Origin of the sequence: Alkalithermobacter thermoalcaliphilus JW-YL-7 = DSM 7308 (genome assembly GCA_001584565.1) — a bacterium.
GTDB classification, from domain to species: Bacteria; Bacillota; Clostridia; order Peptostreptococcales; family Peptostreptococcaceae; genus Alkalithermobacter; species Alkalithermobacter thermoalcaliphilus.
This window is the reverse complement of record LSFY01000001.1, coordinates 131,790-152,043: the sequence shown is the minus strand read 5'-3', so window position 1 is coordinate 152,043 and position 20,254 is coordinate 131,790. Positions and strand designations below refer to the sequence as shown.

The following is a 20,254-nucleotide window of genomic DNA, read 5'->3' as shown; positions in this document are numbered from 1 at the left end:
CTATAAATCTTTAATAGAAAGTGATACTCTTTGTTTTTGTATATCTACACTAATAACTCTAACATCTAATATATCTCCTACAGATACTATATTTATCGGATCTTTTACAAATTTATTGCTCATTTTAGATTTGTGTAAAAGAGCATCATTTTTTATTCCTATATCAACAAAAGCTCCAAAGTCTACTACGTTTGTAACTGTGCCTTTTAATATCATTCCTTCTTTTATATCTTCTATTTTTAATACATCTGATTTAAATATAGGCTGTATATTGTCTTGTCTTGGATCTCTTCCAGGTTTTTTTATTTCATTTATTATATCTTTAAGCGTAGGAATTCCTACATTTAAATCTTTACTCAATTGTTCTATCCCTATATTGTAAGCCTTACATTGTATATCAGATATATTTTTTTCTTTTATATCATCTAATGTGTATCCTAATTTTTTAATAAGATTTATACATATTTCATAGCTTTCAGGATGAACAGCTGTATTTTCAAGTGGATTTTCACAGTTACTTATTCTCAAAAAACCTGCACACTGAAGAAATGTGGATTTACCTAGCCTTTTTACTTTTTTTAGTTCTTCTCTTGATGTAAATTGTCCTACCTCTTCCCTATAAAGTACAATATTTTTTGCAATACTTTTATTTATTCCTGCTACATATTGCAAAAGTGAAATAGAAGCTGTATTTAAGTCAACTCCAACCGTATTTACAGCATCTTCAACAACTCCATTTAAAACTTCTTCTAACCTTTTTTGGTTTACATCATGCTGATACTGTCCTACCCCTATATGTTTTGGATTTATTTTTACTAGTTCTGCTAATGGATCTTGAAGTCTTCTAGCTATTGATACTGCTCCTCTTAGCGATACATTTACATCAGGATGTTCTTCATTTGCAATTTCTGATGCAGAATATACTGAAGCTCCTGCCTCATTTATTATGATGTATTTTATATCTTTATCTATCTCCTTTATTAGCTCTGATACAAACATTTCAGATTCTCTAGAGGCTGTTCCATTTCCTATAGCTATTATGTCTACATCATGTTTTTTTATCATCTCTTTTAGTATAGTTTTAGATTTTTCTATTTCATTTTGAGGTGGTGTTGGATATATAGTTTGAGTATCTATAAGCTTTCCATTTTTATCTACTACTGCTATTTTGCATCCCGTTCTGTAAGCAGGATCAAATCCCATTACTACTTTATCTTTAACAGGAGGTTTTAAAAGTAGCTTTTTTAAATTTTCTGAAAATACTTTTATAGCTCTTTCTTCTGCCATTTCTGTAAGATATGATCTTACTTGTCTTTCTATAGATGGATATATAAGCCTTTTGTACGAGTCATTTATACTATCTATTATGTATTTGCTTTCTTCTCTGTTTGGATCTTTTATATAAAGTGAAGATATTTTATTTATAATTTTATCGTCATTAATATCTAATTTAACCTTTAAATATCCTTCTTTTTCTCCCCTATTTATCGCTAGTACTCTATGAGAAGGAATAGTTTTTACTTTTTCACTATATGAATAGTAAATGCTATAAACTGAGTCTTCTTCGCTTGCTCCTTTTGATATTAATACTCCCTCATTTATCGCAATATTTCTTATAATCTTTCTTAAAGCTGCATCTTCTGATATAATTTCGGCTATTATATCACAAGCCCCACTTATTGCTTCTTCTACGGAGTTTACTCCTTTTTCTTTGTTTATGTATTTTTTAGCATTATTTTCTATATCTTTAGCGTTATAATTTATAATATCAAGTGCTAAACTCTCAAGATTTTTTTCTTTTGCTATGGTAGCTTTTGTTCTTTTCTTTGGTTTAAATGGAGCGTATATATCTTCAACTTCTTGTAGCGTTTCGCAATTTTTTATGCTTACTTTTATTTCATCTGTAAGTTTATTCATATCACTTATAAGTCTTATTACATCTTCTTTTCTTTTTTCTAAATTTCTAAGATATAAAAGTCTATCATAAAACTTTCTTAATACTACATCGCTAAGTTCTCCGGTCATTTCTTTTCTATATCTAGCTATAAAAGGAATAGTATTTCCTTCATCTATAAGTTTTATTGTATTTATAACTTGAAACCCTTTAAGATCAAATTCTTTCTTTAAAATATCTTTTATTTTCACAATTTTACCCCCCTATTAAATTTGTCACAAAGAAATTATAACAGAAAAAGAAAGGGTACTCAGCATTTTTTTTGCTTAAGTACCCATATTTTGACTATATTTTCTAAATTTTTATATTTTTTATCCTTTATCCCATTTATTTGTATCATTTACTACATAATCGTTAAGATGCCCTTTTCCATAAGTCGCTCCTGCTACAATCGCAGGCTTTTTTGGATTTATTCCTTCTTCCTTAGATATTTTTTCTCCTAGCTCACTCCATCCTTCATATAAAGGAGTTATAACTTTTATTGCATCTTTAAATTTTTGTATATCTTTTTTTGCCTGTCCATCTGTTATAAGTCTATTTATATATATATATAAACTTCTTAAGTTATTAGCTATATCAGAATCACCTTTTAATGTAGATAAAAGCTCTGCTAGAATATCCCTTATTTTATTTACTGCTCTTTCTAGTTTTTCTTTTTCATTTATATTTTCTATCGCTTCATTTATTGTATCTATTAATCCTTCATACAGTATAGCTACAAGCTGTGCATCATTAGCTGTCATAACTCTACTTGCTAAATATTCTTTTTCTATCATCTATATACCTCCTTTTAGCCTAGGAGTTTTAGGATATTTTGTGGCTGTTGATTAGCTTGAGCAAGCATAGATACTCCTGCTTGTTGAAGTACATTGAACTTAGTAAAGTTAGCCATTTCAAGAGCCATGTCGACATCTTCTATACGAGATAGTGAAGATGTTAAGTTTTCAGCTGTATTGTCTAAGTTTTTAATAGTATGTTCTAGTCTGTTTTGAGTTGCTCCAAGTTTTGAACGTTCAGCTGTTACTTTAAGTAATGCATTATCTATAACTGTTATTGCTGCCGAAGCTTTGTCTTCAGTTGATACATCAAGTGCATATTCTACTAAGTTTGAAGATATACCATCTGTTACATTAGGTATTGCTACATATGAAGCTCCTTTTACTCCTGGATTTCCTGTAGGCTTATTCGATGATATTCTAAGGCTTAATGCTCTTATATCTCCTATTTCAAGTCTAAATCCTTGTCCTGAGTTTGCTCCTATTTGAAGGTTTGTATTGAATTCTTTTAAAGTTCCTTCTAGGTTTATTAGGTTTCCTTCAAATCCTATTTTTTCTGATATTACTATAAGTTCTTTTGAGTTATTATTTCCTACTTCAAATTCAACACCTTGTAATTTTATTGTTGTTGCTATTTCTGATACTATTTCTTCTATTGTTTTAGGTTCATGTTCTCCATCTACTAATTTGCTTATATCTACAGATTTATTTGTTCCTACATAAGGTTCTATAGAGCTATCGTAAAAGTCTATTCTCTCATTTCCTATTGTTATGAATGAACCTCTTTGAGGAATATCTGTAAAGTAGAAAGACCCTTTAGATGTTCCGCCTGAGTTTTCTGCTTGTCCTATGCCTTGAACTGTTGGTACCCCATTTATATTTGGAATCTCTCCACCAAATAATAAATTTAGCGCACTTCCTGTTATTTTTATATCTTGTCCTCCGCCAGGTTTTGTAGTTTTTATCTCTATTTGGAAGCTGTCATTAAATGTTGCTACTGCATCATCTCCTAGAGCATCATTTATTCTTGTAAGAAACTCTTTTGCAGTTAATGTTTCATTTGTTTCACCTGTAAAACCTTGTAGATTGACTTCTGATTTCTTACCATTTATTTCTATAGCAAGGTCTTTATTAGAAAAATTTATTTTCAATATTTCATCTTCACTATCTACTCCTAGTGATTTTGTAATTACTCTAGCAGGAGCTCCTGTTGACATTCTGTGAACTATAGTATTACTATTTGGGCCTTCATTTCCTCTTAATATCTTTCTTGTGTTGTATTCTGTTCCGTTTCCTATACGATTTATTTCTGATGTCAATTGATTTATCTCATCTTGTATTGCACTTCTATCTGCTTCTGTCATAGTTCCATTAGCAGCTTGTACTGCAAGTTCTCTCATTCTTTGAAGCATTGCAGTAATTTCTGCCATAGCTCCTTCTGCTGTTTGAACCATAGACACTCCATCTAATGTATTTCTTGAAGCTATTTTAAGTCCACTTATCTGTGCTCTCATCTTTTCAGATATAGCCATTCCTGCAGCATCATCTGCAGCTTTGTTTATTCTTTTACCTGAAGAAAGTTTTTCAAGAGATTTTGAACCTGCTATGTTATTTATATTAAGTAAACGATGTGCATTCATTGCAGATATATTATTATTTATTCTCATTATAGTTCTCCTTTCTTTTACTGTAATTTCACATATATTTTATCGACAATAAGTTTTATAACTTTAGCGTTTTTTATCTAATTTATCTATATTTTCTATAAACAAAATCATTCCTTTTATCATATCATCTACCTCTTTTGGTAGATTTTTATTTTTTTCTTCTTTTTTAGTATCTTTATTTTCCATAAATCACCTCTAGATTTTTATATCTAAAAATCCTGTACTTGTATTTATTTGTTTTTCTTCGTCTTTGATTATTGTTTCATTATCTCTTACGTAAAATGTTATATTGCTTATGTTGTATCCTAGGCCTTCAAATATAGTTTTAACATTGTCTTTGTTATTTTTTATATAGGTTTTGTAAGTTTCGTTTTCAGCTCCTATTTTTAGGTTTATATTTTTTTTGTATATATCCATATATACATTTAAGTTTCCGATAGTTTTTGTGTCTATATTAAAGGCTATCGATATTTCTTCTTTTTTCATCAGTTTATTTTTATTTTTTTGTTTTATATAAATTTGAAGATTTGTAAATGTATTGTTTATATAAACTGGAAGCTGAATAAAATCATCTTGTTTTGATATAATGTTTTCAAATTGGATTACTTCTTTTAGTTGATTTATCTTTTCTTTTATTAAGTTTTTGTTTTCAGAATCTAAGTTGTAATTGTTTATATTGTTTATTTCTTTTTCTATTTCTTCTTTTATATTTTGAATATCTATTTGTGATTTTTTTATTTTTTCTGTTATTTTCTTACCTAGGTTTTCAAGTTTTGTAGCTATTTCTTGTTTTTCATCTTTTAAGATTGTAGTTATATCTCCTATTATATGTCCTATTTGGTTTTTGTTTTTAATAAGCATTGAAGCATTTTTTATATTCTTGAGTACTAAAGGTACTTCGTTTTTCATAAGAAGCGATATTATGTTTTCTTTTTCTTGTGGTTTTAAAGTTTCAAGTTGTGTATAGTTTTTTATTGTTTGTTCTTTTTCATATGTTTTAATTTTGTAACTATCTACGTATTTTGATAGCTTTTCTAGCTCTATTTCTCTTACGTCTTCTTTGTTTTGTATTACCATTTTCGCTGTTATGTTTTCTTTTATATTTCTAAAGTGCTCATACTCTCTTTGTACTTTTTCTATGTTTCCTCTGTCTACATTTATGTTGTTTTTCATTAGAGCTTTTATGCTATCTACCATTTGCTTTTTATCTTTTGTATTTGTTTCGTACTTTTCTAGATAATTTTTTTCTTTTTCTGTTAGCTCTCTTATGCTGTTTGTTTGTTTTATTTCGTCTACTGTTTTTTCTAGCCTTTTTAGTGTCATTGGTAGTTTATTTTTTACTTGGAATGCTATTGTTGTTAAGTCTAATTCTTTTAGTTTTTCTAGTGTATTTTTTACTTCTATTATTCTTTGAGTTTGAGCCTTTAGATTTATTTCGTTTTTTTCTTCTATTTTTAACTCTTTATCTTCTATTTTTAGTGTATCTAGTTTTATATCTAATTTTAGTTTGTCTAGTTTAAAGTCTATATTTCTTTTTATTAACTGTATAAGTTCTTTTTCTGTTATTTTTTCTAGAGAATTTATTTTTTCTAATATTTCTTTTGCCTGCTCTTTGTGTATGTCTTCTATTTTTTCTTCATCTTTTATACTTTTTATTTCTTCAACTAGCTTTGTTATATCTTCTTTTTCTATATCTATTTCTTTTTTTACAAGTATTGCTGCTTTTTCAAGGTCTAATGTTTTTATTAGTTCTTTTAATGAATCCTTCATTTGATAGATTCTTTGTATGTTATAGCTGTTTATTTCTAAGTCATTTTTTATAAATTCTTTACAAAGACTTATATTTTCATTATTTACTTTTATATCAATATCTTTAAGCAAGTCTTTTATATCTTCTTCGAGCAATTTTAATTGTTTATCTGTAACCTTATTATAAGGTGTGTTTTGCTGATAAAGTTTTGATATATATATTCCTGTATTTTGGGATTTTATTTCGCTTTTTCTTATATAGTTTTTTATTTTATATATATTGTCTATTGTAGCTTCTAAGTTGTTTTTTACAACATCTACTAGTGTAGAGGTGTCTATATCTTTTAGTTTATCTAACTTATAGAATGTATCATTTATTTTTTCTATTGTTTTTTTGGTTATACTTACATTAGCTTTATACAAAGCTTTTATTATATCTGTTATGTCTTTACCCATAGGGCTTCCATAGATTTGTTTTGCTATATGACTTGCTTCATCTGTAGATATTTCTTTTTTCTTGAATATTTTAAAGAATGAAAATCCTTCTTTTTCATTCTTTACTTCATCTATTGCCAAAGCTATTTTATGAAGTGATTCATTTTCTATATCTATATCTTTTTGTATTACTTTTAAAGCAGTATCATAGTCAAGGTTTATGGATATTTTATCTAAGTATTCTTTGCTTATAACGAATGAGTTTATATTTTCTTTTGTTAGTTTTATATCGTTTAAATCTAGTATTTTTGCTGCCTTTAGTGTTTGTTCATTTATTTGAACATCTAATAATTTAAGTACTGTTTCATATTTATCTTTATCTTTTTCATCTATTATTTCTTCTTTTCTTATGCTTTTTATTTTTTCTATGTTTTTTTTGTCTATTAATACAGTATCTCCTTCTTTTGCCTTTATTCCTTGTTTTAGTTTTATTTGTAATACTTCTTTATCGGTTTCTACTTTTATTTCATCTTCACTAGATTGTATTATTTTTCCTTTTATATTGTTTGAAACCTTAAATAGGTTATAAGCATCTGTTACATATGGAGATATTTCTAACATCTTAGCTTCCAAAATTATCCCTCCCCATCTTCAATATATTTTATCGACACTTTTCTTTATTTTCTTTAATATAAAGTTTTTATTTTTCTTGCCGATATTGTATAATATGACTGTAAGAAAGAGAGGAGTTGATCCTTTGAATAATATACAACAGGTAAGAAATATAAATTATATAAATAATGTAAATACAAATAAGTATAAGGATATTCAAAGAAAAGAGTTTGTAGAAAAGTTTGAGAAAATAAAGTCAGATCAAGTAAAAGAACATCTGAAAGGTCTTTATGATAAAATAGTTGAAACTTCTGACAAGATAGGCGAAAAATTATATCTACAAGACCTACTTCAGTATAAAAAGCTTGTTAGGGAATTTTTAGATGTAGCTGTAAAAAATTCTCATGTATTTCATCAAGAAAACTTCTTAGACAGAAGAGGTAGACATAGAATGTATTCTATAGTAAAGCAAGTCGATAGAGAACTAGATTCTCTAACTAAGGAGTTTTTAAAACAAGAGGTAGACAGGCTTTCTATCATAAAAAGACTTGATGATATAAGAGGTTTACTTTTAGATACATTTATGTAAAAAAGTCTTCCCAAATTGGAAAGACTTTTTTATTTTGACATATGTTTTAAATATTCATTTATAAATAAATCTATATTTCCGTCCATAACACTTTGTATATTTCCTATTTCTGCATTTGTTCTATGGTCTTTAACTAATGTATATGGATGAAAAACATAAGATCTTATCTGACTTCCCCAAGTTATTTGAGTATACTCTCCTTGAAGGTCTTCTATTTTTTCTTTGTTTTCTAACTGTTTTAGTTCTATTAGTTTTGCCATTAGCATTTTCATTGCTGTTTCTTTGTTTGCATGCTGTGATCTTTGATTTTGACATTGAACAACTATTCCTGTTGGAATATGAGTTATTCTTATTGCAGATTCTGTTTTGTTTACATGTTGCCCTCCTGCCCCTGATGCTCTATAAGTATCTATTTTTAGATCATTAGGGTTTATGTCTATACTTATATCATCATCAAGTTCAGGAATTACATCTACGGATGCAAACGAAGTATGTCTTTTCCCAGATGAATCAAATGGAGATATTCTAACAATTCTGTGAACTCCCTTTTCACCTTTTAAATATCCATATGCGTTTATTCCTTCAACTAAAACAGTAGCACTTTTTATACCTGCTTCAGGATCTGCCTGTAGATCCAGCATAGAAAATTTATATCCTTTTTTCTCTGCCCATCTATCATACATTCTAAGAAGCATTTTTGCCCAATCTTGAGCATCAAGTCCTCCACTTCCAGCGTGAATAGATAATATCGCATTATTTTTATCATATTCTCCACTTAAAAGTGTTTTTGTTTTCATTTCATCAAGTCTTGATATAAGATTTTCTATTGATTTTTCTATGTCTTTTTCAAGAGTTATGTCGTTTTCTTCTTGGCAAAGTTCAATCATTATCTGTATATCTTCTAAGCTTTTTTGTATATCCTCAAATTCTTGTAGTGTTTCTTTTAAGATTTTATCCTTTTGTAAGATGAGCTGAGCTCTTTGACTATCTTCCCAAAAATTTGGTTCAGACATTTCTACTTCAAAAGATTTTATATCTTCTTTTATTCCTTCTATGTCAAAGAGAAACACCCAACTCTTGTATTGTTTTTGTAATTAGGTCTAATTTAAAGTTATACTCTTGGATATTAAGCACCATATCACCTACTCTTTTCCACAACATTTTTTGTACTTTTTGCCACTTCCACAAGTACAAAGCTCATTTCTTCCAACTTTTTCTTCTTTAGTTATAGTTTTCTTTACATCTTTTCCTTCTGATAAACTATCCATATCTATTACTTGTTTTCTTTCAACTCTTTGCTCTACTTCGATATTAAATAGGAATCTTAAAGTTTCTTCTTGGATAGAGTTTATCATATCTTCAAACATTTCAAACCCTTCCATCTGATATGCTATTACAGGATCTTCTTGCCCTATAGCTCTAAGTCCTATACCTTGACGAAGTTGATCCATAGCGTCTATGTGATCCATCCACTTAGTATCTACAACTTGAAGAAGTATTACTCTTTCTATTTCTCTCATTCTATCAGTTCCAACTTCATTTTCTTTCTTATCATATAGAGAATATGAAAGATCTAGTAATATATTTTTTATCTTTTCTTTGTCTAATTCTTCTATATTTCCAAAGTCTATACTTCCTTTAGGTAAATATATTGAATATAAATGTTCTTTTAGTCCATCAAGATCCCACTCTTCTGGATATCTTCCATTAGCAGTATATTCATCAACAGATCTTTGAACTATTTTTTCAATCATAGACATTATATTGTCTTTTATATTTTCTCCTTCTAATACTCTTTTTCTTTCTGCATATACTATAGTTCTTTGTTTATTCATAACATCATCGTACTGAAGGACATGCTTTCTTGCAGCAAAGTTTTTACTTTCTACTTTTCTTTGAGCACTTTCTATTGATCTAGATAGCATTTTATGCTCTATAGGAGTATTTTCATCCATTCCAAGTTTTTCAACTACTCCCATAATTTTTTCACTTCCAAACAGTCTCATTAAATCATCTTCAAGACTTATAAAAAACCTTGACATACCAGGGTCTCCTTGACGACCAGCACGTCCCCTTAGCTGATTATCTATTCTTCTCGATTCATGTCTTTCTGTTCCAAGTATACAAAGTCCTCCAGCTTCTATAACTTTTCTTTGTTCTTCATCTGTTTCATTTTTTATTTTTTGGTAAATTTCTTTGTATTCTTCTTTAGCCTTTTTAACTTGTTCATCTTCTATTTCAATATTAGATGTAGCTAAAGATATAATATCGTCGCTATATCCTCTTTTTCTTAATTCCTTTTTTGCTAAAAATTCTGGATTTCCTCCTAAAATTATATCTGTTCCACGACCTGCCATATTAGTAGCTATAGTTACAGCCTTAAATCTACCTGCCTGAGCTACGATTTCAGCTTCTTTTTCGTGGTGTTTTGCATTTAATATTTGGTGAGGAATTCCTCTTCTTTTTAACATAGTTCCTATCAATTCTGAATTCTCAATTGATATAGTTCCTACAAGTACAGGCTGACCTGTTTTATATTTTTCTTCTATCTCGTCTACAACTGCGTTTAATTTTCCTTTTACAGTTTTATATATAACATCTGGCATATCTTTTCTTTGAATAGGTTTATTAGTTGGAATCTCAACTACGTCCATTCCATATATAGACTTAAATTCTTCTTCTTCTGTTTTAGCTGTTCCTGTCATACCTGCTAATTTTTCATACATTCTAAAGTAATTTTGGAATGTTATAGTTGCTAGTGTTTTAGACTCTCTTTGAATTTTAAGTCCTTCTTTAGCTTCTATTGCTTGATGAAGACCTTCTGAATATCTTCTACCAAACATAAGTCTTCCTGTAAATTCATCTACTATAACTATTTCTCCATCTTTTACTACATAATCTACATCTTTTTTCATAAGTGCATGTGCTTTAAGAGCTTGGTTTATGTGATGGAATATTTCTATGTTTTTAATATCTGTTAAATCTTCAATTTCAAAAAACTTTTCTGCTCTTTTTATTCCTTCTTCAGTTAATGAAGCTGACTTTGCTTTTTCATCTATTGTGTAGTGTTCTTCATTTTTTAATGTTCTAACAAAAGTATCAGCTTGATTGTAAAGAGCTGTTGATTTTTCTCCTTGTCCTGAAATTATAAGAGGAGTTCTAGCTTCATCTATAAGGATAGAGTCAACTTCATCGACAATAGCATAGTTTAAATCTCTTTGTACCATTTGCTCTTTGTATATAACCATGTTGTCTCTTAAATAATCAAATCCAAATTCATTATTTGTACCATAAGTTATATCGCAATTATAAGCATGTCTTCTTTCTTCAGGAGATTGTCCATGAACTATAACTCCAACAGAAAGCCCTAAAAATTCATACACCTTTCCCATCCATTCTTTATCACGTTTTGCTAAGTAGTCATTAACCGTAACTACGTGTACACCCTTTCCAGTTAATGCATTAAGATAAACAGGACAAGTTGCAACTAATGTTTTACCTTCTCCTGTTTTCATCTCTGCTATTCTTCCTTGATGAAGAACTATTCCTCCAAGAAGCTGAACTTTATAGTGTCTCATTCCAAGTACTCTTTTTGATGCTTCTCTTACAACTGCAAAAGCTTCTGGTAATATATCTTCAAGTGTTTGCCCATTATTTAATCTTTCTTTAAATATATTAGTCATATCTTTAAGCTGTGAATCTGTCATAGCTTCAAATTTAGATTCAAGTGATTCTATTTTATCAACTATTTTATTCAGTTTATTTATCTCTCTTTGCTGAGTTCTAAATAATGTATCTAAAAGTCCCATAATTTCACATCTCCTTTTTTCCATATAGTATATATTTTATCACAAAAATTAAAAAGAGTGGATACTTATCCACCCTTTTAATCTATTCCGGCTCGATTATACCATAATCTCCTTCTTTTCTTTTATATACTATATTCATCTCATCTGTTTGAGCATTAGTGAATACAAAGAAGTTATGTCCTAAAAGTTCCATCTGAAGTATTGCTTCTTCCTCACTCATAGGTTTAAATCCAAATTTCTTTCTTCTTACTATTTTTATTTGATCTTCATTGCTTTCTTCTCTATCTTCACTTATATTTTCAAATCTTATACTCTGATGTCCTTTATCTATAAGTCTTGTTTTATATTTTCTAAGCTGTCTACTTAATTTATCTACAACTCCATCTATAGCAGCATATAAGTTTTCTTCACTTTGTTCTGCTCTAATTATACTTCCACTTATAGGAATAATAGTAACTTCTATAGTTTGTCTAGCTTTTTTAGCTCTAACTGTAGCCCTTACCTCTACTTCATTTGTAAAGTACTTCCCTAGTTTCCCCAATTTATCTTGAACTGCAGTTTTTATTCCCTCTGTTAGTTCTATGTTTTTACCTACTATTTTTATGTCCATAGTTTCATCCCCTTTCGATTTGTTAAGATAAAATATACATTATTACTTATTTATATTTTACCCAAGTAAAAATTATTAAAACATTTTTATTTATAACCTTTTTGTTTTTTATCTAAAATATATTTACGACATATTTTTCATATTTTTATAATATTTTAACTATTATTTTTTGAATCAGTGGATAATGTGTATACTTTCTTGTGGATAATGTTAATAACTCTGTGAATAAGTTATATTTCAATAAATATTCTGTGGATTTTTTTGTTGTAAATTTATCTAATGTGTCGAAGTTTTTTCTTTTTTTCAACAAAAAAAGCATCCCTTTGGATGCTTTTTTCTAGCTATAGCTGACCTGGTCTTTGACCCCACACTCGCCTGCTGGAGAGTTCGCTCGGGGTTGCCTCACTACTATCTCTCTCGACTTTATGTCGGCAGGACTTACTTCTAAGCCGCACCATGATCATTAACCCGCTTTTAGGTTAACTTACGTGGATTCTTTCGCCTGCGACTGGCATGAATTTTCAACCACAGACCTATAGCTAGCATTTCAATATTTTATCATGAACTATTGAATAAATCAATAATTTGACAAATATGCTTAGATATGATATCATATTGGAACATATCTGTCAAATCCAGTTTAAAGTTCTTATTTTCTCATCTAATTATATATCAAAATGTCAAATTTTTTCAGTCCGTTGACTTTAATGTATTTTTCTTAAAAATATCTAAAAAGGAGGTTTTATATGGAAAGAAAAAGAGAGATATCGCTAAAACGTGCTGATGAATTAAAATCTAGAATACAAGATTACCTAGATGTTAAAGATTCAATTCCTAAAGGTTTATATATGCAAGATATGTTTGAAAAATCTAAAAAGAAAATCATGCAAATCTTAAATGCAACAGAAAGTGACTGGAATGATTATAAATGGCAGTTAACTAATAGAATTACAGATGCAAAAACCTTAAGTAAATTTATAAATCTTTCCGATGAAGAAATTAAGCAAATAGATGAAGTTGGCAAAAAATTTAGATGGGCAATTTCACCATATTATTTAAGTTTAATAAATCCAAATGATAAATACGATCCAATCAAACTTTTATCAATTCCAACCATATTAGAACTATCAGAGTCAGATGGTCATTTAGATCCTATGGGAGAAGAATATACTAACCCTGCAGGAAGCATCACTAGAAGATATCCAGACAGATTAATTATAAATGTTACAAATGAATGTGCTATGTATTGTAGACACTGTCAAAGAAGAAGAAATATAGGTCAAAAAGACCAGCACAAATCTACTGAAATAATTCAAGAATCTATCGATTATATAAAAAGCTGCAAAGAAATAAGAGAAGTTTTGTTGACAGGTGGAGATCCCCTTACTCTTTCTGATGAAAGGCTAGAATGGATTTTAAAAGAACTTAGACAAATTCCTCATGTAGAAATAATAAGAATCGGTTCTAGAACTCCTGTTACTATGCCTCAAAGAATTACAGACAATCTTGTCAACATGTTGAAAAAATACCATCCAATATATTTAAACACTCATTTTAATCATCCTCAAGAAATAACTCAAGAATCTAAAAAAGCATGTGAAAAATTAGCCGATGCAGGAATCCCTCTTGGAAATCAAGCTGTATTACTTAATGGAATAAATAATGATAAGTATATAATGAGAGCTTTAAATCATGAATTACTTAAAATAAGAGTAAAACCTTATTATATATTCCACGCAAAACAAGTAAAAGGTACTACACATTTTAATACATCTATAGATGATGGTTTAGAGATAATGGAATATTTAAGAGGATATACTTCAGGTATGGCTATTCCAACATATATAGTAAATGCTCCTAAAGGGCAAGGAAAAACACCTATATTCCCACAGTATATATTATCTAGAGGAAAAGACTACGTAATGATAAGAACTTGGGAAGGTAATGTAATAAAATATAAAAACAACCCTACGGTAAATTTCAAAGATATATATTAAAGGTTAGAGTAAACTACTCTAACCTTTATTTTTTATTATCTACAAATATACCTTGAACATAATTATATTTTGTATTATAACCTTTATTTGCTTTAATTGTTGTATTTATAGATTTCATTTGCGTTTTTATTTTATCCATTTCTATTTTTAGCTTTTTTTCGTTTTCTTTTTCTAATATCGATATTTTTTCTAAAACAAACATTATATCTGATACTATATTTTTTAGTTTTTTTAGCTTAGGGTAGTCTCCTTTGATATCTTCTAAAGAATCTACACCTAACTCTTTTTTGAGTTTTGAGTACAAATCATAAAACTGTTTATCTAAATCATTTATTTCGTCTATTCTAGTTTGTTTTTTTTGTATTATATCTAAAAGACTATTGTCATCTTCGTTTTTTATATAGCTTTCTTGAAGTTTTGTAAGTTCATATATTTCTAGGAGCAATATATGTTTTTTCTCACTTATATCCATAAGAGTAGTTATATGTTTGTCCATAAAATACCCTACTTTCCTTTTCTTGCAATGTGCATTGCCTGTTTCCAAGTATCTCTAAATTCTACTACAAACTCTTTTACTTCTAAAAGTATTTTTTTATCTTTTTTTATATTCGCTTCGACTAATCTTCTATATAAATAGTCGTATAAAGCTCTTAAAGTTTTTGATATTTCGTAATTCATATTTAATGTAATGTTAAGCTCATTTATTATATTTTGAGCCTTTATTATATTAGTATTTGCAAGTTCTATATTTTTTTGTTCTATACCTATGATAGCTAAATTTATAAACTTTATGCACCCTTCATAAAGCTTTAATGTAAGTTCTTCTGGTGTTGCAGTATTAATTGATTGACTTTGATATGTTAAATATGGATTAGTCATAGCCATAAAATCTACCCCCTAATTATCTCATTTGACCCATTTGAGCCATTAACCATCCGCTTTGTTCTGCCATTTTTGCCATAGCTTTCTCTAAAGCAGTAAATCTTCTCCAGTAAGACTCTTCTATTCTAGAAAGTCTCATATTTTCATTATCTATCTGTCTATCTATATTTCTAATATCTCTATCTATTAAACTTATAGACGAACTTTTAGTAACAAAATCTATAAGGATATTTGCTCTAACATTTCTATATAAAGATGCATTATCTCCTGTACCAGATCTATTTATAATGCCTTTCATTCCATCTATTAGATCATCATAGATTCTATTTATTATACCTGTTTCTTTTCTTTTTTGAGATGGATCAGAAGCATTTGAAGTTTTAAAAAGTAGATTTATAACAGCATCTGGATCATCTTGAATTGCTCTTTTTAATCTATCTTCATTTATTGTAAGCTTTCCTCTGTCTTGGTAATTTCCTGTTGTAATTCCTATTTCAGTTAAGTGCGAAAATCCTACTAATCTATTATTTCCATCACTATATACACTTTCATAAAGACCTGATCTTGTTGAGTTAAGAATTCTATTTATAGTTTCATCGCCTCTTAAAAGACCAGATTTAGCCTTTTCTTCCCAAAGTTTTATAGTTTCTTCATCTAGTGCTTTTCTTTCTTCTTCTAAAAGCGGTTTATAGTCTCTATATCTTTTTTCTGTTACAATTTTATTTAGATTGTCTATAAGATCGTTGTATTTATCTACAAATGATTTTATTTTTTCATATACTCCATCTACATCAGTATCTATTCTTATAGTATACTCTTGATCTTCATTTGCAGATCTTAAGTCTATATTTATACCATTTATTCTAAACTGATTAGTGCTGTAAGCAATATTCTCTGCACCATTAAAGTCTATTATAGCATCTGTTCCTTTATACTCTGTATTTTCCATATTTAATTTAAATAAATTATTAAATACATCGCGAGTATCGTTATCTATCTCTATTTTAGCTTCAGATCCAGTGTTGGTAGTAGACAAAAGTAATCTTCCTATATTAGCATCATAACTTGCTCTAACCTTTGTCTTAGAAGATACATCATTTATCGCTTTAACAACGTCAGACATTCTAAAATCTGAATTTAAAGTTATATCTTCTCCATTTATTTTTATAGTAAAATTACCTTCTTCATCCGTTGATAAAGTAAAACCTTCTATTTCTTCAGCTAATTGACTCAAAGTCTTATTGTCTCCTCTATCTTGAATAGCTTCTTGACTTGCTACATTAACTCCACTAGCTAAACTTTTTACTCTTATAGTATGAGTTCCATTCATAGCTGAAGTTGTTGCTGTAGCTGTAAGTACACTGCTATCTGATGAAGTTGCTCTTTTTATCCAAGTAAAGTTATTTGTTGAGCTTGTAAGTGAACTTATTCCAAAATCTCTTCTTGTATCTAATATAAAATTAGCTATACTTTTGTTTATATCATTATATCGTTCTTGAGTCCATACCTTTATTTGCTTTTGTTGATTAAACTTATTAAGTCTTAGTCTTTCAGCATCCATTAGCTGCTTTATCAATCCCTCTGTGTCTATTCCAGAAGCTAAACCTCCTATTCTCAAGTTAGATCACTCCTTATACTTTTTTATCTACAAATAATCCTGTTTTTTCTAGCATATCATATACCATGTCTAAAATCTTTTCTGGTGGTATTTCTCTTATAACTTCTTCTGTTTTGTTATCTATAACTTTTACTGTTATTTGTTTTGTTTTTTCGTGTATTGAGAATTTAAGGCTTGTATCCATTCCTAAAAGTTCTTTATTAGCCTTTTCTATCGCTTCTATAAGTTTTCTTTCTCCTGGAAAAGATACATTTTCTTCTTTATTTTTTATTTCTTTTGATACATCTGCTTTTTCATTTGACTGCTTAGGTAAATTGTCTTGCTTGTTAAGATTTACAGTATTTATATTTTGTATAGAATCAATTCTCATATAAATCCTCCTTACACACTTTTATATTTAATATATCGGCAAATATTTATATAGTTTATATATCATTTTAAAAATTTCTCCCTAAACAATAAAAGACCCTTAAAAAGGATCTTTTAATACATTTTTTAGCTTGTTTATATCTATTTTAGAAATAGCTTCTTTATTTTCGCTTTCAACAGCTTTTCTTATCTCACTTCTTACTATTTCTATATCTTTAGGAGCAGCTATTCCAAGCTTTACCTTGCCACTAGATGCTTCTAAAACTTTTATTTCTATGTTGTCATTTATTATTATACTTTCATTTGTCTTTCTGGTAAGTACTAACATTTTAAGCACCTACCTTTTTGAATATATTATACCTTAGTGGATAATTTTCATCTAATATTATTTGTCTTCCTTTTCTTTCTTTATTATTTATTATTATAGGTGCTTGAAGATTTGTTCTCATCTGTTTTATATCTTCTGGTATCGTAACTACTGTATATATAGATAAATCTTCATGTGAGTTTATGTTTAGCTTTTTCATTGTAGTCTCATTTATCTCAAACTCATATTCTTTATTTACTAAGAATGGATTGATAAGTATTAAAGTTACATCTTCTTGTATTGATTGAAGAAAACTAAATACCATATCTTCATCTTTTATTATTACAAACTCTGTTAGATTTTCAAATCCAGGTATTCCTTCTTCAAAGGTTATTATATCTTCATTTTTTACCTCTATTTCACCAAAATTCATAGTTTTTATTTTCAATTAAAACACCCCTTAGGTTATCTTAAAAAATCAACTAATGTAGGCTGTATTATTCTTGCTCCAATCGCTAATGAAGCTTTATACACACTTTCATACATATTAAGATACATTATTGCTTCACCCATATCTGTATCTTCTGTTTCAGATAACAATTTTGTAAAGTTTATTTTTGTATCTTCTATCCTATTTCTTATTACTTCTATTGTAGATATTCTAGCTCCTACATCTCCTTTTAGTCTTAATATATTTGATATATTATCATCTATATCTTGTATGCTTTTTGATACTTGTTCATTATCTCCTTGTTCAAGCCTTTTTATAAGTTTATCTATATCTGATATTAATTTGGGCTTGCCTTCTTCTTGGATATCTCCAAACACTTCAATACCTGTTAAATTTACTTTAACCGTAGCTGATATACCTACTTGATATTCTATGTGTTGATCTTTTAGTTTATTGTAGTCTATTTTAGAATTTATACTTCCATCTTCATTTAATAACTTTTCTTCTGTAGAATATCCTGAAAATATATGTCTTCCCACATAAGTATCATTTCCACATCTTATTAAGTGATCTTTAAGCTGAACTACCTCTGCCTTTATTTTATCTAAATCATCTGGTGTCATTGTTCCATTAGACGCCTGAACTGTAAGCTCTCTTATTCTTTGAAGTACACTATTTATTTCATTTAAAGAGTGTTCTGTTTTTTCAAGAACTGAATAAGCATCTGATACATTTCTATTAAACTGATCGTTTTGAGATATATCTGTTCTTATTTTAAGAGTTCTAGATACTAATATCGGATCATCAGAAGGCCTGTGAATCTTAACTCCTGATGCAAGATCGTGCTGAACCTTTGACATTCTCTTTAAATTGTTGCTCATATTCATTGTCATTCTGTTTATCATCATAGAATTAGTAATTCTCATATTTATCACCTATCCTTAAAGCCCTACTCTTCCAAGTCTATTTATAAGAACATCTATCATCTCATCCATAGCTGTAATCATTCTAGCTGCAGCATTGTATGAATGTTGGAATTTAATCATATTTGCCATTTCTTCATCTAAAGAAACTCCTGATATTGACTGTCTTTGATAATCTACTTGTTGAATAAGAATTTCCTGATTTTCTGACATTCTTCTTGCTTCTTGCGCGTCAACTCCTAGATTTGATACTAATGATTTTAAAAAGTCATCAGGAGATCCCCAATCAAACATATTATGATTATCCCTTATTTTAGATAGTAAAAGTGCATTAGATCCATCTCCAGGAATACCCCTTCCATCTTCATAGGCATTTTTTGCAGCAGCTATATAATCAAGATCCATTTCTATTAGCTGTGATATTTTTATATCTCTTGCTGCAACAGACCCTATATCAAAAAAGTTGTTTCCTGTACCTGTATCACTTAATCCATATCCTTCAGAATGCACTTTGTTAAACTCTTTGGCAAACTCTTTTGTAAACTCATTTAATTTATTTATATAATACGGTATTCCCTTAAAGTTTCCATCTGCATTATCCCTCATATCAAATTGAGCTCTAAGCTGTCCATTAAGTCCACTTATGTCTATAGTAGAACCAGAATCCCACCTTAAATTTCCTATCATAACCCCATCTATATGTGGATGCTCAGTTCTATTTTCTAAATTTAAAAGATCTACCTTATCATGAGATACAAGTGCTTGCCCGTTTATTAGTATACTCATTTTTCCCGATCCTGAATTTGATAAATTAGGATCTTTTATTTCTGTTATTTCTACTTTTACAAGTTTTGATAAATTATCTATTAATAGATTTCTTTGATCTCTAAGGTCATTTGCACTACTTCCATCAAGCTCTGCTCTATATATAGCATCATTTAGCTTTGCTATATCTTTTGCATAATTGTTTATTTGTGATACTGTAGTTTTTATCGCAAAGTCCATATCTCTTGCCATTTTTTCAAACTGTCTGTACATATGATTTATAGTGTTACAAAAAGCTATTGCCCTTTGTCTTACTAAAGCTCTTACAGTAAGCGATGATGGGTCTTTACTTAATTCTTGAATAGATGAAAAAAACTCATCCATTACATTCCTTATTCCGCTATTGCTAGGCTCATTTATTATCGCTTCTATTTCAGACAAAGTTTCATATCTTGTTTGCCACTCACCAAAAGAAGTATTTTCATTTCTAAACTTTACATCTAAAAATTCATTTCTAATTTGAGTTATCCTTATAGCCTCAACTCCAGCCCCTAGCATACCTCTTCCTCCTGGAATTGCTAAAGGCGAAAGCTGAGTTTGCTCTACTCTTTGCCTACTATATCCTGGTGTTTGTGCATTTGCTATATTATGTCCTACTACATCTAGTGCTCTTTGCGCAGTAAATAGCCCCGTTCTTGCTATGTTAAATCCAAAAAAAGTGGATCTCATACTTTTCACTCC

Annotated in this window: 18 protein-coding genes; 2 read left to right on the top strand and 16 right to left on the bottom strand. The window is 28.9% G+C overall.

Translation table 11 applies throughout. The annotated features are described in order from the left end of the window. From JWYL7_RS00975 to JWYL7_RS00960, 5 genes are all read right to left on the bottom strand, one after another. Positions 1–2,145: a Tex family protein gene (locus JWYL7_RS00975; protein WP_149683749.1), complete on the bottom strand. Its 2,145-nt coding sequence runs from the start codon at positions 2,143–2,145 to the stop codon at positions 1–3. Positions 2,146–2,265: 120 nt separating this feature from the next. Next, on the bottom strand, positions 2,266–2,730 hold the full coding sequence (locus JWYL7_RS00970; RefSeq protein WP_066067601.1) for a flagellar export chaperone FliS: 465 nt from the start codon (positions 2,728–2,730) through the stop codon (positions 2,266–2,268). 14 nt (positions 2,731–2,744) lie between these two features. Then, on the bottom strand, positions 2,745–4,397 hold the full coding sequence (locus JWYL7_RS10455) for a flagellin N-terminal helical domain-containing protein (RefSeq protein WP_066067598.1): 1,653 nt from the start codon (positions 4,395–4,397) through the stop codon (positions 2,745–2,747). A gap of 63 nt (positions 4,398–4,460) precedes the next feature. Then, positions 4,461–4,583: a hypothetical protein gene (locus JWYL7_RS10710; protein WP_331721902.1), complete on the bottom strand. Its 123-nt coding sequence runs from the start codon at positions 4,581–4,583 to the stop codon at positions 4,461–4,463. A gap of 9 nt (positions 4,584–4,592) precedes the next feature. Continuing rightward, positions 4,593–7,214, bottom strand: a complete 2,622-nt coding sequence (locus JWYL7_RS00960; RefSeq protein WP_066067595.1) for a DUF6240 domain-containing protein — start codon at positions 7,212–7,214, stop codon at positions 4,593–4,595. A 124-nt stretch (positions 7,215–7,338) separates the two neighbouring features. Between JWYL7_RS00960 and JWYL7_RS00955 the strand changes: the two genes are divergently transcribed. Next, positions 7,339–7,782, top strand: a complete 444-nt coding sequence (locus tag JWYL7_RS00955) for a YaaR family protein (RefSeq protein ID WP_331721901.1) — start codon at positions 7,339–7,341, stop codon at positions 7,780–7,782. Positions 7,783–7,811: 29 nt separating this feature from the next. On the opposite strand, the gene prfB is transcribed toward JWYL7_RS00955, so the two are convergent. The 3 genes from prfB to hpf all read right to left on the bottom strand — a co-directional run bounded on the left by prfB (position 7,812) and on the right by hpf (position 12,201). Beyond that, positions 7,812–8,916 (bottom strand): peptide chain release factor 2 gene (prfB, locus tag JWYL7_RS00950; protein WP_334292126.1). Its coding sequence is split into 2 segments (ribosomal slippage): positions 7,812–8,840 and positions 8,842–8,916, totalling 1,104 coding nucleotides; the frame shifts between segments, so codons are not numbered across the junction. Between the two features lie 8 nt (positions 8,917–8,924). Beyond that, positions 8,925–11,591, bottom strand: a complete 2,667-nt coding sequence (secA, locus tag JWYL7_RS00945) for a preprotein translocase subunit SecA (protein ID WP_331721900.1) — start codon at positions 11,589–11,591, stop codon at positions 8,925–8,927. Between the two features lie 82 nt (positions 11,592–11,673). Beyond that, the gene (hpf, locus tag JWYL7_RS00940) at positions 11,674–12,201 is read right to left on the bottom strand and encodes a ribosome hibernation-promoting factor, HPF/YfiA family (RefSeq protein WP_066067589.1); all 528 of its coding nucleotides are present in this window, start codon (positions 12,199–12,201) and stop codon (positions 11,674–11,676) included. A gap of 746 nt (positions 12,202–12,947) precedes the next feature. Between hpf and eam the strand changes: the two genes are divergently transcribed. Continuing rightward, positions 12,948–14,198, top strand: coding sequence for a glutamate 2,3-aminomutase (gene eam, locus JWYL7_RS00935; protein ID WP_066067586.1), 1,251 nt, complete (start codon positions 12,948–12,950; stop codon positions 14,196–14,198). Positions 14,199–14,223: 25 nt separating this feature from the next. Here eam and JWYL7_RS00930 read toward each other — a convergent pair whose 3' ends face one another. The 8 genes from JWYL7_RS00930 to flgK form a co-directional block, all read right to left on the bottom strand. Then, positions 14,224–14,694, bottom strand: coding sequence for a flagellar protein FlgN (locus JWYL7_RS00930; protein ID WP_066067583.1), 471 nt, complete (start codon positions 14,692–14,694; stop codon positions 14,224–14,226). A gap of 8 nt (positions 14,695–14,702) precedes the next feature. After that, positions 14,703–15,083 carry a flagellar export chaperone FliS gene (gene fliS / locus JWYL7_RS00925; RefSeq protein WP_066067580.1) on the bottom strand — a complete coding sequence of 127 codons (381 nt, stop codon included), beginning with the start codon at positions 15,081–15,083 and terminating at the stop codon, positions 14,703–14,705. Between the two features lie 16 nt (positions 15,084–15,099). Then, positions 15,100–16,698 carry a flagellar filament capping protein FliD gene (gene fliD, locus JWYL7_RS00920; protein ID WP_066067578.1) on the bottom strand — a complete coding sequence of 533 codons (1,599 nt, stop codon included), beginning with the start codon at positions 16,696–16,698 and terminating at the stop codon, positions 15,100–15,102. 13 nt (positions 16,699–16,711) lie between these two features. After that, entirely contained in the window at positions 16,712–17,068 is a 357-nt protein-coding gene (locus tag JWYL7_RS00915) for a flagellar protein FlaG (RefSeq protein ID WP_066067575.1), read from the bottom strand. 99 nt (positions 17,069–17,167) lie between these two features. After that, a complete protein-coding gene (csrA, locus tag JWYL7_RS00910) occupies positions 17,168–17,395 on the bottom strand; it encodes a carbon storage regulator CsrA (RefSeq protein WP_066067572.1) in 228 nt (75 codons plus the stop codon). 1 nt (position 17,396) lies between these two features. Then, positions 17,397–17,822 (bottom strand): flagellar assembly protein FliW, encoded by a 426-nt coding sequence (gene fliW, locus JWYL7_RS00905; RefSeq protein WP_331721899.1) that lies wholly within the window; start codon positions 17,820–17,822, stop codon positions 17,397–17,399. Positions 17,823–17,839: 17 nt separating this feature from the next. Then, positions 17,840–18,751, bottom strand: coding sequence for a flagellar hook-associated protein FlgL (flgL, locus tag JWYL7_RS00900; RefSeq protein WP_066067568.1), 912 nt, complete (start codon positions 18,749–18,751; stop codon positions 17,840–17,842). Between the two features lie 15 nt (positions 18,752–18,766). Continuing rightward, a complete protein-coding gene (gene flgK, locus JWYL7_RS00895; protein WP_066067565.1) occupies positions 18,767–20,242 on the bottom strand; it encodes a flagellar hook-associated protein FlgK in 1,476 nt (491 codons plus the stop codon). Positions 20,243–20,254: the final 12 nt, after the last annotated feature.